Source organism: Vibrio spartinae (assembly GCF_024347135.1).
In the GTDB taxonomy this organism is placed as follows: Bacteria; Pseudomonadota; Gammaproteobacteria; order Enterobacterales; family Vibrionaceae; genus Vibrio; species Vibrio spartinae.
Genome location: NZ_AP024907.1, coordinates 622,850 through 637,987 on the forward strand (window position 1 = coordinate 622,850; position 15,138 = coordinate 637,987).

Here is a 15,138-nt window from a genome sequence, read left to right on the forward strand (position 1 = left end):
TTGCTCACTTTTTGAACACAAAAAACACTATAACTTAATTTGGAATTTAAAAGAATATTATTCCACATTATGGAATTTAAGCGTGATTGATTACGTGATTGGCTGTGCGCTGATATCCCGCAAAACAGTCATATCATCATGAGGTATCTATGGAAGTGCTCAACAATCCACAAGGAAGCCTGCTCTCGATTGATCGGTTAACCAAGCGATTCTTTAATTTTATTGCATTGGAGTCCGCTTCTTTCCATGTTCATCCGGGACGTTGTGTGGCGTTACTTGGAGAAAATGGTGCCGGAAAGTCTACCTTGATTAAAACGCTGGCCGGTATTCATAAAAAAACCGCTGGTGAGATTCGCTTTAAAGGGGAATCGATTGAGGATGCCGCGCATTTAGCGTCAGCCAATCAAGTTCCCATTGCTTTTATTCATCAGGATCTTGGCTTGATCGAATGGATGACGGTTGCGGAGAACATCGGTTTAACACTCGGTTTTCCGAAACGCTGGGGGATGATCAACTGGAAAGCCGCAGCAGAAAAAGCCCAGCAAGTTCTGGATTTAGTCGGATTAGATGTGAAAGCGTCTGAGCGCATTTTTAACTTAAGTGCGGCAGAAAAATCCTTACTGGCCATTGCCCGTGCCTTGGTCGCTGATGCGGAGGTTTTGATCTTAGATGAGCCGACGGCTTCTCTTGTTGCCAGTGATGTCGGCCGGATGTTTGAGGTTTTGAAACGTCTGAAAGCACAAGGGGTGGGGATGATTTATGTCTCCCATCGACTGGATGAGATTCATGATATTTGCGATGACGTTGTGGTGTTACGCGATGGGCGTTTAGTGGGGTCAGGGTTGGTCAGTGACTACACCATTGATGAGCTGGTCACTTTGATCGTCGGTTCGCAAAAAGAGATGAATTATCGTACGCCCCTCCAGCCGGAGCAGGATGATATTTTGCAAGTGCGCAATCTACAACTCGGTGATTTAGAGCCGTTTAATATGAGGTTGCGTCATGGCGAGCTGGTTGCTTTGGTTGGTCTGCGCAATGCCGGACAAGAAGCGATTGGGCAGGCGTTATTTGGGTGTCTCAATCTCAAGTCCGGTGAGGTGTTCATTCGCGGAGAAAAGGCCGATATCAGTTCACCGGCGAAGAGTATTCGTAGTGGATTTGCCATGGTGGCGGCTGATCGGGTCAAAGAGAGTATTTGCGGCTCAATGAGCGCGATGGAAAACCTCAATTTAAATCCGACCATCAATGGTGGCGGTTATCTGACCTTCCTGTCAAAGCCTCAAGAATATCGTCAGACTCTCGAGGCGATGAAGCAATATGACGTTCGCCCGATGGATCCTGACATTGCGATCAGTTCGATGAGCGGCGGTAATCAGCAAAAAGTGATTCTGGCTCGCTGGTTCAATCTGAATAAGCCCATTGTCATTTTGGATAATCCAACGGCGGGTGTTGATATCGGTGCTCGTTCTGAAATCTATCGGATCATGCGTGAGTCAATTCGGCAGGGATTGTCTGTGATTGTCATTTCCAGTGACTTTGAAGAGGTGGTGAATATCTCGAATCGGGCATTGGTGTTTAACCGGGGAAAAGTGGTGAAAGAGCTGACCGAACAGCAAGTGACGGTGGCGAATTTATTGAAGTATGCATCAGGTTCAAAAGTAGGAGAGGGCGAATATGGCGACGTCTAATATTAAATCGACCGCATTAGAGACGGAGGTCACTCTCTCTTCGGGGATTGGGAATTTCATCACTCAGATTGCAATGCGTTATGGCCTATTACTATTAACGATATTTTTAATCCTGTTGTTTAGTCTGACGACCAACACCTTTTTTTCAATGCTGACGCTACAGGCCATTTTGAGTGAAAAGAGCGTTGTTGCCATTCTTGCTTTAGCAGCGATGGTGACCATGATCACCGGCAAAATGAACCTCAATGTTGGGTTTGGTGTCACGTTCTGGCATGTCTTTGCCATTACGCTACAGCAACGGTATGGGTTCTCCTGGGAAGCTGCGGCATTGATTGTTGTGCTGTGCGGGTGTTTGTATGGTGCATTTAACGGCATGTTGGTGGCGTTGGCTGATATTGACTCTTTCGTGGCAACGTTAGGCACCGGGACTGTCATTTATGCCGTGTCACTATGGCACACCGGTGGCCGTCAGATCGTCGGTGTATTGCCGGAGAATTTTTATCTGTTCAGCAGCTATGAAATTGTCGGCATTCCGATCATCGTGTTCTACCTGCTCGCTATCACGCTACTGCTCTGGCTGGTGACTGAATATACCGCTTTAGGGCGCAAACTCTATGCCGTCGGTGCGAATCCGAATACTGCATCCTTAAATGGCATCAACACAACCTCTTGTTACATTGGCGCTTACGTGGTCTCGGATGGGTTGATCGCTTTTGCCAGTGTGTTATTGGCCTCTCATATCGGGATCGGTTCTTCTTCGGTTGGTCAGGACTACATGTTACCGGCTCTGGTCGGCGCATTCTTAGGCTCAACCACATTTCGGGCCGGGCGGGTTAACGTCTGGGGGACCTTGATCGGGGTTTCTCTGGTCAGTGTCGGGATTTCAGGTCTTCAACAGTGGGGCACTCCATTCTTTGTCGAGCCGTTATTCAATGGCGCGATTCTCTTAATTTCCATCACTTTGGCTGGCTTTAGCCAAAAACGTAAACAAACAGCAACCAAAAATAATGTGAAGGTGAAATAATGAAAAGACGAGTCAAAATACTAGCCATGGTGATCGGTGCTGCATTCACAACCCTACCAGTGCTTGCTGATGAAGCATCAGATTATGTTGAGATGGCAAAGCAGGTTGTCAAACAGGCATCAACCGATAGTGCTGCTGCCTTTTCACTCCCCGAAGGACCCGTTGCAGCCAAGGATAAGACGATTATTTTTATTGCTTCTGATCTGAAAAATAGTGGTGTTTTAGGTGTGATGAAAGGCTATCAGGAAGCAGCGAAAGCCATTGGCTGGCATGTGCGAGTGCTTGACGGGGCTGGTAGTGTGCCATCACAGTCATCTGCTCTGAAGCAAGCCATCGCGTTGCAGCCGGATGGGATTATCGTTGGTGGATTCACCCCCAATACGATGATTCCAACGCTGCGTCAGGCGCACAAGCTAGGCATTCGGATTGTCAGTTGGCACGCCACTCCCGAGCCCGGGCCGATTGAGAAACTCTATATTGAAGATAACATCACCAGTTCGGCTGATGATGTTGCCAAAGTCTCAGCGATGTATGCGATTGCTAAGTCCAATGGTCATGCGCATGTCGTAATTTTGACCGATGGTTTATACAGTATCGCGGTACGTAAAGCGGACGTGATGAAATCTTATATTGAAAAATGTACCGGATGCTCTGTGCTGAGCTATGAAGATACGCCACTGGCCAATACATCAGCGCGGATTCCGCCTCTCACATTCTCGCTGGTTCAGAAGTATGGTGATAAGTATAACTATACGCTGGCAATCAATGACCTCTATTTCGACTACATGGCTCCGGCGCTTCGTTCACTGTCCGGTAAGAAAAAAGGGGAAGGCCCTTATAATATCTCTGCCGGAGATGGCAGTGAATCTGCATTTGAGCGCATTCGTAATGGTAGTTTTCAGGTCGCAACTGTCGCTGAACCGTTAAACCTGCATGGATGGCAGTTAGTCGATGAACTCAATCGATTGTTCCATGATCAACCCACCAGCGGTTATGTCACGCCGGCACACTTAGTCACGGCAGAGAATATTCATCAGTCAGGTGGGGATCGCAATTTATACGATCCGGAGAATGGCTATCGCGATTATTACAAAGCGTCTTGGAAAGTGAACTGAGCGAGGTGAATATGTCTTTTGAAGCGGCTCTGTTGTCGCCACTGCATCAGGTCAGTGGCGGTCATATCTGGTGCGAGGGGGCTGCATGGTTGCAGCACTCTGGTCAACTGCTGTTTTCGGATGTAAAGAAGAATGCACTCTATCTTTATCACCCCGATTCTCACGTAACAGAACTCGTCACGGATTACTCACATTTTGCGAATGGTAATTACTCACTGGCTAATGGTGATGTGGTGACATGCGAACACGGGCGGCGCTGTCTTTCTATTCGGCACAAAAACAATCTGGCACTCGCCAAGGTTTTGGTTGATAAGTATGATGGTAAACGGCTCAACTCACCGAATGATGTTGTTGAGCGTCGCTCGGATGGGACGATTTGGTTTACGGATCCGCCATACGGGATTATCAGTGATGCGGAGGGGTATAAATCGGAGAGTCAGATAGTCGGGTGTTATATCTACTGTTATGATCCGAAGGATGATTCATTGACGATTGCATCGACCGATATTCAGCGACCCAATGGTCTGGTTTTTTCTCCCGATGAAACAACCCTGTATGTGGCGGATATGTCGATTGTTGATTTTCCAACGCAGGGGTTAAAACACTTGAAAGCCTTTGATGTACATGGAAAAGTGCTATCTCAAGGGCGTTTGGTTTATCAAGTGGAACACGGTATCCCTGACGGGATGACCATGGACCGTTTCGGAACGCTCTATTGCAGTTCGTCTGAGGGGGTTTTAGTGCTCAATCGTGAGATGGCGCTGGTGGGATGTATTCCCGTGCCTGAGACGGTTTCTAACTGTACGCTGAATCACGATGAAAGTACGCTATATATCACGGCATCGACTTCGGTTTATGCTATCGATCTCAACTGCCAGACATTGGCAGAATTATAAGGAATTATTATGTTCGCTTGCCATTTTCGTGCCTCTGATTATCGTGCTTTGTTACCCGAACTCTTTGTCCGTGCGATTGACTATGTGACGACCCAAGATTTGAATGCGCTTGACCCCGGACGTCATACCATTCCCGGCATCGATCAGGATGATGCTTTTTTTATGATCCTCGATTATCAAACGGCGGCAGAAAGCTCGGTTGGTCCTGAATTTCATCACAAATATTGTGATGTTCAGTTTATTATTCAGGGAGAAGAACAGTTTGGCTGGACTGAATTGACCGATGAGCAACATCAGCAGCTATCGCATGACTATCATTATGACCCACAAAAAGATATCTGTTTCTTTGATCAACAACTCATGACTCTCTCTTATGAGACCATGTCTCATGATCAATTCTATCTGTTTACACCGAGAACTGCCCATATGCCGAATCTCTCGGTCACCACCACATCACAGGTTCGCAAAGTTGTGATTAAAATTAAATATCCGGCTTGATTGAGTCTGTCCGTGTGACCATTGATATCGAGCGCATGGTTTATTCGAATACATGGTTTATATCAAATACATGTTTTATATCAAATACATGTTTTATATCAAATATATAGTTTTGTGAAAAATGGTTGGTGACAAATTGTTTTGTGAAAAATGGTTTTGTGGAAATACGCTATCGATTGATACGCAAGACTGTATTTCATTGTCATTGGAAATTGAAGTGTGGTGGAAGCCGCAAGCACTATTGAGTCACTATGCAATCCGTACATAAAACCTTTGAAGTCCTGGAGACTGTTGCTGTCGCTTCGGATGGGATGAGCCTTGATGCTTTGTGCAAGGTGATACCATATCCGAAAACGACGGTACACAGAATCTGTAAATGCCTGTGTCAGTGTGGTTATCTCCGTCAGGCAGAGAATGGAAAATACTATCTGACGACGAAGATGATCACCTTAGGTTATTCGGTGATCCATCATGATGCGTTTGTCACGGAAGCCGCCCCCTATATGGCAGCACTTGCTGAGCGAACTGGATTTACGGTCAATTTACAACGGCGTGATTTTGATAAAGTGATTCTGTTGAAAAAAGAAGAACCTAAGAATTCGGTCTTTCATACCAATGCTCATGCCGGATTGGCTTCATCGCTGTTGCATTCCGCTTGCGGTAAAGTGGTTTTATCCTATTTCTCCCCGGATGAACAACAGAAGTGCTGGGAGAGTCATCAGCATGATTTGGCGAGTTTTCGCCATTTCGGTCAGGCAGAAATCCATACAGATCATGATTTTTACCGAGAGCTGGCACTCATCAGACAACAAGGATTTGCGGTTGACGGGGAAGGCAATGAATCCGGGATTACTTGTATTGCTGTACCACTGGAAACCGATCAGCTTGTCAACTATGCCATCAGTGTCTCGGGGCTGACACCGGAAATTCATCGGTTTGGGCAGACGCAATTAGTTGAGCGACTCCGAGACGTGGTTGGCACGCTGGGAGGCAAAATACGTTAGTCAGCCGGGTATCAAGTCAGGGGGAGATACCGAAGACAGCAAGCGCAACGCGGGCTATCTTCGGTCGGAATTAGCTATCGCTCTCTTTGTTCTCTGCTTCGCTGGTATTCTTATTCGCCTCTTTGCCTTCCCGGGCGAGCTCGACAACCTGATTATCAATCAGGCGGACTTTGCCCATAAAGGCTGACGTGAGAATCACGGCCTGTTTGCTGGTCTCTGTTATTGGCAGGAGCGTACGGGCATCGCGAATAAAGATTTCATCCGGTTCCAAGTCAGCGGCTCTGAGTTGATCAATCGCATCTTCGATTATGGTGTCGAAATCCGTCCGCCCGCCTCGAATCGCACTACTAATCCAGCGCATGGTTCTGGCTAAAACCGGTGCGCGCTGACGTTCATCCAGCGTCAGCAGATTATTGCGTGAACTCATCGCCAAACCGTCTGCTTCCCGAATGGTCGGAACACCGACGACCTCAATATCAAAACAGAGATCAATTACCATCTGACGGATGAGTGCGAGTTGTTGGTAATCTTTTTCACCAAAACAGGCTATATCCGGTTGGACGATATGAAATAGTTTCGTCACAATGGTGGAGACACCACGAAAATGACCGGGGCGTGAATCCCCTTCCAATATACGAGAGAGTCCGGGGACTTCGACAAATGTTTGGTTATCCAATCCTTCCGGATACATGCTGTTGGCCGAAGGCGTGAAAACCAGTTCGACCCCTTCTTGAGTCAACTTGGCCAGATCTTCATCCAACGTTCGTGGGTAGTTGGTCAGATCTTCTGCTTTATCAAATTGCATCGGATTGACGAAAACACTAACAATGACAATGTCGGCCATTGCTTTGGCTTTACGCACCAGCGTTAAATGACCGTCATGCAGATTCCCCATGGTCGGGACAAACCCAATGGTATGGCCATCACGCTTGTACTGTTTAATCTGCGCTTTGAGCGCTGAGATATCAGTGTAAGTCTGCATGATTTGCTCCTTGCGACAATGAGGCTTTAGGCAATCTCTGGCCTGATAACTTTGTATTAGTCAATGCTGCATTCGTTAATATTGCATTCGGTAATACTGCATTAGGCAATACTGCATTAGGCAATGGTGTGTTCTTCATCAGGAAAAATACCATGTTCCACATCTTCCATGTATTTGGCGACGGCTTGAAGGATATCGCCAGTTTCCGCTAAAAAGTTTTTTGAGAACTTAGGCATGTAGTTGGCCGAAATTCCAAGCATATCGTGCATGACCAGTACCTGACCATCGGTATCAGCACCGGCACCGATCCCGATGACCGGAATCTCAAGCGCTTGGGTAATCTGAGCGGCTAACTTGCTAGGGACACACTCTAGCAACACGATTTGTGCACCGGCCTCTTGCAATGCCAATGCATCATGTAACATCTGTTCGGCTTGCTGTTCTTCTCGTCCTTGTATTTTATAACCGCCGAAGATATTCACCGACTGTGGCGTCAGACCTAAATGTGCACACACAGGAACCGCCCGTTCAGTCAGCATTTTGACGGTGTCTACCAGCCAATGACCACCTTCAATTTTGACCATGTTTGCACCAGCCTGCATAAGTTTAGCAGCATTTTCACACGCTTGGACTGGCGTCGCGTAACTCATAAATGGCATATCAGCCATCAAGAGTGAATTGGGGCTACCTGCTTTGACACATCGTGTATGGTAGGTCATGTCTTCAATCGTCACGGGCAGCGTATCTGTCCGGCCTTGCAGAACCATTCCCAGAGAATCACCGACCAGTAATACGGGCATATTCTGGCTTTCAAAAAGTTGCGCGAAACTGGCATCGTAAGCGGTTACGGACGCAAATTTACGGCCTTCTTGTTTCCAGCGCATCAAATGATTGATCGTAATTTTTTTCATTATTCATCATCCTTACGAGACATCGGCAGGTGAGTGCCAAATCGTGAGTCCATTTTGATCAACTTGTTGGAGGAGTTGATTCAGCTCAGTCCCATCTGGGAGAATTAAGTGAGGTGCGATCTCAGCAAGCGGGTATAACACGAATTCTCGTTCTTTCATGCCATAGTGGGGAACCACCAGTCGTTCAGAATTGATGACGGTATGACCATATAAAAGAATATCAAGATCTAAGGTTCTCGGCCCCCAACGTTGCTCTTTTCGCACCCGTCCCTGATCCTGTTCAATGGCTTGTGTATGATCTAATAAATCAAGTGGTTTTAAATGCGTTTTGATCTCAACGACAGCATTGATATAGTCCGGTTGATCCGTTGGCCCCATGGGCGTACTGCTATATAGCTGAGATGCTTGAATAAATTCCGATTCAGGCAGATGCTGTAAGGCCTGAATCGCTTGCAGGGCTTGTTGGTCCGGTTGTGCCATATTACTTCCGATCGCAATATAAACTGTGATCATGGCACATCCTGGCTATTTTTTTGCTGTCCCGTTTGGCGTTGGCGTGCCTTCGCCTTTTTGGAATTGATTCGGCCGATGTCATTCACCATCGCCTGACGCATATTTTTCCCGGCATTTTGGAAGGTTTCCCACCACTGGGCGAGTTCTTGCGTTTCCCCCCCTTCGACGATACCTCTCATGGTTAAGAAGTCGAAACCGGCACGGAATTTATTGATATCCAGTAAACGGAAAGCCCGTTTACCATGGCGGCGCGGGAAACGCAGTTGTAGTTGCCAGATATCACGAATGGTTGCGGTATGACGTCTTGGGATCGCGATCGTTTTGACCAACTGATCCAATATTTTGTTACCCGCTTCCATCACGGCATCGTAGTAACAGAGGTTTTTGGATTCCATAAATGTTTCGGCCAAATGAATCATCGGATACCAGAGAATCGCCGCAAACATAAATGCCGGATTGATTCGTTTCCCTTCCTCGATTCTTTGGTCGGTCGAATCGAGTGACAGATCGAGCATCTTTTCCGTCGGTGAACTGTGATCCTCGGTAAAGTAGGCGGAGATCATCGGGAACAGTTGCTGGAACAAGTTGTAATGCCGCATTTGATGGTATGTTTCCAGACCATATCCAGTTTGCAGCATTTTCAGCGACTCTTCATAGAGTCGTGCCGAAGGAATGTCTTGTAATAAGGGTGACAGTGCTTCGATGGGGGCGGCTGTTTCTTCTTCGATATCGAAATCAAGTTTGACCGCAAAGCGGATCGCTCTCAACATTCGTACCGGATCTTCGCGGTAACGGGTTTGCGGATCGCCAATCAAACGGATCAGTCGGTCTTCGATATCTTCAATGCCACCGGCGTAATCATGAATCGTATAATCAGCAATGTTGTAATACATGGCATTGATGGTGAAATCACGCCGTTCAGCATCTTCGTCGATTGTGCCGTAAACGTTGTCTCGGAGCAGCATTCCGGCTTCCGACTGACTCGATTTCTGACGGTCGTTTTCCTGATGATGACCACGGAATGTGGCGACCTCGACAATTTCACGCCCGAACATCACATGGGCAAGGCGAAAACGTCGGCCAATCAAACGGCAGTTGCGAAACAGCTTACGAACCTGTTCAGGTGTCGCATTGGTTGTAATGTCGAAATCTTTCGGGGATTCCCCCAGTAAAAGATCACGGACGCCGCCACCGACAAGATAGGCGTGATAGCCTGAACTTTGCAGTCGGTAAAGCACTTTGAGTGCGCTCTCGCTGATTTGTTTGCGAGAGATTTTATGCTCTTGTCGCGTGAGGATATTTAGCGTCAAATCCGGATAAACGCGATGAGCTTGTTCTGTAATATCGTTTTTATTCATGAGCATCAGACAAGGATAAGAATCTCTACCTTGTTGTCTTTTGTTGACAGAATGTCTTTGTGGGTCAATTAGCGGCTAATCATAGCCTATTGGACGCAATTTGAGAATCATCGTGTGATTTCAAGCGTCTCTGGGAGTTGATGAATATGCCAGTTTTGGCAGCCCCAAGCAACAATTTCCGACAGTTCTGCTGCCTCAATATCGACGGGGAGCTGAAAGCCGAGAAATTTCATGGCTTGAATCAGGGTTGGCCGTGGGTTTTGCCGATCAATCGCTGGGGCATGATTTTGCTTCGAGAGTTTATGGCCGCTGCGATCAACGGCGAGTGGTAAATGAAGGTAACTGACCGGAGGATGGCCCAATTGTTGATAAAGGCTGATCTGGCGTCCGGTCGGCTCAATCAAATCTGCACCGCGAACAACTTGTGTAATGCCTTGGTCAATATCATCGAGTACCACTGCCAGATTGTACGCAAACAGACCATCCCGGCGTTTAATCGTAAAATCTTCTTGCGCTAATGCTAGCGGGATCTCAATTTTGCCATGTTTTTCATCGTCAAACTGAGTTATTGGCGTCTCCACCCATAAGCGGACGGCATATCCGGGCTGTGGGAGCAGGTGGCGATGACGGCAGGCGCCGTTGTAATAGCCCCCGTAAGCTTTTATTTGTTTACGGGTACAACGACAATAGTATGCCTGACCTTGAGCAAGCCACTCATCAATCTGCGCCTGATAAGCTCGATGACGACGACTTTGATACCAGACCGTTCGGTCCCAGTGAAGCCCATAGGCTTCGAGGGTTTTCAGGATGAGATCCGCAGCACCGGGCATTTCCCGTGGTGGGTCGAGGTCTTCAATCCTGACCAACCATTCTCCGTGCATGGCGCGAGCCTGAAAATAGCTGCCTAATGCAGCGACAAGGGAGCCAAAATGCAATGGTCCGGAAGGCGAAGGGGCAAAGCGCCCGATATAATTACTCATGTTCATCGATTGTATGGAAATGATACTGTGATTGATGTTCTCATCAAGTGTTGATATGGCCGTATTTTGGACCGGATGACAATAACAAACAAGGGAGCAATTGCTCCCTTGTTTGTATTGCATGAGGTAATCGAACTGACTTAACCTTGCATTTGTCTTTCTTTCATTTCTGCAAGCGTTTTACAGTCAATACACAAGTCAGCGGTTGGACGTGCTTCAAGACGACGAACACCAATCTCAACACCACAAGATTCACAGAATCCGAAGTCTTCTTCTTCAATCTTATTCAGCGTTTTTTCGATTTTCTTGATTAAACGACGTTCTCTATCCCTATTACGAAGCTCCAGGCTGAACTCTTCTTCCTGAGATGCACGATCGACAGGATCTGGGAAGTTCGCCGCTTCGTCCTGCATATGGTGGACAGTCCGTTCAACTTCTTCTCTAAGTTGGTTACGCCAAGCTTGTAAAATTTTTGTAAAATGAGCGATCTGGCCCGGTGACATATATTCTTCACCCGGTTGTTCCTGATATGGCTCAACACCTGCGATGGCTAGGATGCCTAGCGATTTTTTTTTGGATTCTGTCATACAGTATCTCCTACTAACACCTAGTCAACTGCGAGAGCAGTCTACTTAAGGCGGGTATCTATACCAGAAAGAAAAGGGGGTGGCAAACACTCGTTGTAAACTTGTTACCAATGTGCAGACAATATCAATATTTTATTGATTCGCTGAGCCATTCTATCTTTGATACAAGTTTCATTTCATATTTGGATAGTTCTGCTTTGTAGCACAGGACTTCCACGCCTTCCTTTTGTGCTTCTTCCAACAAACGTGAATATGTCGCGTCTATATGGAGGGCGGCCGATACTTTTTCAATCCCTGAGTGTAATACGGTAAATAAAAGTATGGCCCGTTTTCCATTTCGAGCAACCTCAATAAGTTCTCGGAGGTGTTTTTGTCCTCGAGTCGTGACCGCATCCGGGAAGTATCCCTGACCGGATGGCTTGGCATCTAGGGGAGAATACTCAAGTAACGTGACACTTTTTACTTCAATGTAGCAGTCCGGCCGGGAGGTAGCACTGAGGAGAATATCGATCCGGCTGTTCTCCTGACCGTATTTCACTTCGGTACGTAAGGTGTCATACCCCTGAAGTTCTTCGATGACACCCGCTTGGATTGCTTCACAGGCCAGCGTATTAGCTCGAATTGTATTGACACAAATCCGATGTCCGTGTGTGGTTTCCGTCAGCTCCCAACTGAAAGGGTATTTGCGTTTGGGGTTATCCGAGTGCGAAAACCATACCGTGTCACCGGGCGTCGCACAGCCTGTCATCGCGCCTGTATTGGCGCAGTGGATGGTGGTCGTGGTGCCATCGGGCAATTGAATATCAGCCAGAAAACGTTTGTAACGTTTCAACAGGACAGCGGGACTTAACGGGGGAGCAAACTGCATTTATTCACGTTTTTTCGGTACAATCATTTTCTCATTTAATCACAAGGGTGATGTTTTGTCACAGTCGTCAGCGTTATCTCAGTTACCCATAGCAGCCGTCATGGCTGAATTACTGGCAGCGATTGCCGATTGTCCTCAGGTGATCTTGAAAGCCCCGCCCGGTGCCGGGAAATCCACCGGTTTGCCGCTTGCTTTACTTCAGCAAAACATCATTGCCGGCAAAATGATTATGTTGGAACCACGTCGACTTGCAGCGCGGAATATTGCCAATTATCTGGCTTCACAACTGGGAGAATCGGTTGGCGAAACCATTGGGCTTCGGGTTCGGGGCTCGACTCAAGTGAGTTCTCATACTCGACTTGAGATTGTGACCGAAGGCGTGATGACCCGGATGCTACAACAAGATCCGGAACTACAAGGGATTGATTTACTGATATTTGATGAGTTTCATGAGCGAAATTTAAATGCGGACATCTCACTGGCACTGGCATTAGAAGTCCAAGAAGCATTACGAGACGATCTTAAATTATTGATTATGTCGGCCACGCTCGATGGGGCGGCTTTACAGAGCATATTGCCAGCGGCGGGTTATATTGAATCGACAGGGCGCAGTTATCCGGTCGAATTGTATTATAAGACGCCGGCGGCGGGAGGACGGTTGATTGAAACCGCTGCGAAAGAAATCTCGTCTTTGTTCTCACGTGAAACCGGCTCCATGCTGGTCTTTTTGCCCGGGGCTGGCGAGATTCAACGTCTCGCCCAGCAGCTTGACGGTCAATTGGCGGCGGATGTGTTGGTTTGTCCGCTGTATGGTCAACTTTCCGTTTCCCAGCAACAGCAGGCGATTGCGCCGGCCCCGACTGGCAAACGTAAAGTTGTGCTGGCAACCAATATTGCAGAAACCAGTTTGACCATCGAAGGGATTCGCATGGTGGTCGATTGCGGGCTTGAACGACTTGCCCAATGGGACCCGAAAACGGGGATTAGCCGACTTGAGTCTGTCCGTATCTCACGTGCATCCGCTGAACAGCGAGCCGGGCGAGCCGGGCGGTTAGCGCCCGGTATTTGTCTGCGTCTTTACAGTGAGGAAATGTTAGCCCGACAACCCGTCGCACAACAGCCGGAGATCTTACGGGCTGACCTCACTTCACTGGCGATGGAGCTGGCACAATGGGGATGCAGTTCACCTTTGGATTTACAGTGGTTAGATTGCCCGCCAGAACCGGCACTCAAACAAGCTGAGTCGCTATTAGCTTGGCTGGTGGTGACCGATGATGATGGACGACTGACGGCGACAGGCCGTGCGATTTCACAGCTTGGGGTTGAGCCGCGGCACGGGGCAATGTTATGGCGTGCCAAACAGCATGGTGTGTCAGTGGCAGCAACGGCAGCGATGTTAGTGGCGTTACTCGAAGAACCGCCAAGAGGAAATGCAAATCCTGATTTGCACTTCCAACTGAACCTCATTGAAAGTGGTGCCTTGCCACGCAGTCAGTTTTACTTAAAGCGCGCGAGGCAGTTATTCACGAAACTCAGCTATTCAGCACAACCGCTCAAGGTCTCTCACCAATGGATCGCACCTTTGCTGGCAGCCGGTTTTCCTGACCGCATTGCATTATCGCGTGGTCAGGGCAGTCGTTATCGGTTAGCCAATGGTCAGGGGGCGATGATGATGCCAGATGAACCTCTGGCTGATGAAGCATTATTAGTCGTGGCCGACATTGTCAAAACGCAGCAGGGCGATAGTCGGATTTTTTCTGCGGTTCGTGCCGATCAAGCGATGTTGCAACAGGTACTGCCGCATTTGTTTACGTGGCGGGAATGGTTCGATTGGGATGATAACAAAGGACGATTGACCGCAGAAAAGCATCTGTGTTGTGGAAAGTTAGTGCTGGAACGTCAGTCTTTAGGCGAACCTGATGCCGATAAGGCTGCTGAAGCTTTGCTGAATGCGGTGATACGAAAAGGCTTATCGACTTTACCGTGGAATCAAGCCGCGCAGAACTTACTTGAGCGGGCGCGATGTGCACGAGACTGGTTACCCGACTTAGGTATTCCGGCAATGGATGATGAAACACTGCTTGCTGAAGCGGCACTATGGTTACTGCCTTATATGACAGGGATGAAAACATTGAAGGCGTTAGCGCAGCTTGATCTCGTCGCAGCGCTTGAGGCGCGCCTCGGGTGGGATGTGAAGCAACGACTCGATCATGCGTTACCCACGCACTATGTGGTGCCGACAGGCTCGCGCTATCCCATCCGTTATCAACAAGGACAAGCACCGGTTCTGGCGGTGAAATTACAGGAGATGTTCGGAGAACAGGCTTCTCCTCGGATTGCTCAGGGGCAAATTGCTTTGGTGCTTGAATTGCTTTCACCGGCACAAAGGCCGCTGCAAATTACCCGGGATTTGGCTGCTTTCTGGCAAGGCGCCTACCGTGAAGTGCAGAAAGAGATGAAAGGGCGGTATCCGAAGCATCCTTGGCCGGATGACCCTGCCAGCCATCAACCCACCAAAAAGATCAAAAAACAGCTATAGCTATCGCTGTGTGGCGATTTGCTGCATTGGCTGATCGATCTCAAGATTTATCACTGGATGTCCAGCGGTGTGTGCTGTGTCTCATTGCTTAAAATGAGTGGTGAGTGTCAATGATGTCAATAAACGTGTCGTGGCTGTTAATATTGTGTCAAACCAAGCGGTTCAAATTGACATT

At 47.9% G+C, this 15,138-nt stretch carries 15 protein-coding genes; 7 read left to right on the forward strand and 8 right to left on the reverse strand.

Annotation, left to right across the window (positions count from 1 at the left end):
• The first annotated feature begins 149 nt into the window (after positions 1 to 149).
• From OCU60_RS02830 to OCU60_RS02855, 6 genes are all read left to right on the forward strand, one after another.
• A complete protein-coding gene (locus tag OCU60_RS02830) occupies positions 150 to 1,688 on the forward strand; it encodes a sugar ABC transporter ATP-binding protein (protein ID WP_074372779.1) in 1,539 nt (512 codons plus the stop codon).
• Positions 1,675 to 2,712 carry an ABC transporter permease gene (locus tag OCU60_RS02835; RefSeq protein ID WP_074372780.1) on the forward strand — a complete coding sequence of 346 codons (1,038 nt, stop codon included), beginning with the start codon at positions 1,675 to 1,677 and terminating at the stop codon, positions 2,710 to 2,712. The genes OCU60_RS02830 and OCU60_RS02835 overlap by 14 nt, the downstream gene beginning before the upstream one ends.
• Positions 2,712 to 3,827 carry an ABC transporter substrate-binding protein gene (locus tag OCU60_RS02840; protein ID WP_074372781.1) on the forward strand — a complete coding sequence of 372 codons (1,116 nt, stop codon included), beginning with the start codon at positions 2,712 to 2,714 and terminating at the stop codon, positions 3,825 to 3,827. The genes OCU60_RS02835 and OCU60_RS02840 overlap by 1 nt, the downstream gene beginning before the upstream one ends.
• A gap of 11 nt (positions 3,828 to 3,838) precedes the next feature.
• Entirely contained in the window at positions 3,839 to 4,723 is an 885-nt protein-coding gene (locus tag OCU60_RS02845; protein ID WP_074372782.1) for an SMP-30/gluconolactonase/LRE family protein, read from the forward strand.
• A gap of 9 nt (positions 4,724 to 4,732) precedes the next feature.
• Positions 4,733 to 5,221, forward strand: a complete 489-nt coding sequence (locus tag OCU60_RS02850) for a YhcH/YjgK/YiaL family protein (RefSeq protein ID WP_074372783.1) — start codon at positions 4,733 to 4,735, stop codon at positions 5,219 to 5,221.
• 251 nt (positions 5,222 to 5,472) lie between these two features.
• Complete coding sequence (locus tag OCU60_RS02855) at positions 5,473 to 6,225, forward strand: IclR family transcriptional regulator (protein WP_074372784.1); 753 nt, start codon at positions 5,473 to 5,475, stop codon at positions 6,223 to 6,225.
• A 70-nt stretch (positions 6,226 to 6,295) separates the two neighbouring features.
• Here the strand turns inward: OCU60_RS02855 and panC are convergent, their stop codons facing one another.
• The 8 genes from panC to sfsA form a co-directional block, all read right to left on the reverse strand.
• Positions 6,296 to 7,207, reverse strand: coding sequence for a pantoate--beta-alanine ligase (panC, locus tag OCU60_RS02860; protein ID WP_074372785.1), 912 nt, complete (start codon positions 7,205 to 7,207; stop codon positions 6,296 to 6,298).
• Complete coding sequence (locus OCU60_RS23000) at positions 7,191 to 7,370, reverse strand: pentapeptide repeat-containing protein (RefSeq protein WP_139302104.1); 180 nt, start codon at positions 7,368 to 7,370, stop codon at positions 7,191 to 7,193. The genes panC and OCU60_RS23000 overlap by 17 nt, the downstream gene beginning before the upstream one ends.
• Positions 7,324 to 8,118, reverse strand: coding sequence for a 3-methyl-2-oxobutanoate hydroxymethyltransferase (gene panB, locus OCU60_RS02865; protein ID WP_074372786.1), 795 nt, complete (start codon positions 8,116 to 8,118; stop codon positions 7,324 to 7,326). Before panB ends, OCU60_RS23000 begins: the two co-directional genes overlap by 47 nt.
• 12 nt (positions 8,119 to 8,130) lie before the next feature.
• The gene (folK, locus tag OCU60_RS02870) at positions 8,131 to 8,631 is read right to left on the reverse strand and encodes a 2-amino-4-hydroxy-6-hydroxymethyldihydropteridine diphosphokinase (protein WP_074372787.1); all 501 of its coding nucleotides are present in this window, start codon (positions 8,629 to 8,631) and stop codon (positions 8,131 to 8,133) included.
• Positions 8,628 to 9,995 (reverse strand): polynucleotide adenylyltransferase PcnB, encoded by a 1,368-nt coding sequence (gene pcnB, locus OCU60_RS02875; protein WP_074372788.1) that lies wholly within the window; start codon positions 9,993 to 9,995, stop codon positions 8,628 to 8,630. Before pcnB ends, folK begins: the two co-directional genes overlap by 4 nt.
• A gap of 101 nt (positions 9,996 to 10,096) precedes the next feature.
• A complete protein-coding gene (gene gluQRS, locus OCU60_RS02880) occupies positions 10,097 to 10,969 on the reverse strand; it encodes a tRNA glutamyl-Q(34) synthetase GluQRS (RefSeq protein WP_074372892.1) in 873 nt (290 codons plus the stop codon).
• A gap of 140 nt (positions 10,970 to 11,109) precedes the next feature.
• The gene (gene dksA / locus OCU60_RS02885) at positions 11,110 to 11,556 is read right to left on the reverse strand and encodes an RNA polymerase-binding protein DksA (RefSeq protein WP_074372789.1); all 447 of its coding nucleotides are present in this window, start codon (positions 11,554 to 11,556) and stop codon (positions 11,110 to 11,112) included.
• Between the two features lie 124 nt (positions 11,557 to 11,680).
• Entirely contained in the window at positions 11,681 to 12,424 is a 744-nt protein-coding gene (gene sfsA, locus OCU60_RS02890) for a DNA/RNA nuclease SfsA (RefSeq protein WP_074372790.1), read from the reverse strand.
• A gap of 55 nt (positions 12,425 to 12,479) precedes the next feature.
• Here sfsA and hrpB point away from each other — a divergent pair, with 55 nt between their 5' ends.
• A complete protein-coding gene (gene hrpB, locus OCU60_RS02895) occupies positions 12,480 to 14,963 on the forward strand; it encodes an ATP-dependent helicase HrpB (protein ID WP_261854737.1) in 2,484 nt (827 codons plus the stop codon).
• The last annotated feature ends 175 nt before the right edge of the window (positions 14,964 to 15,138 follow it).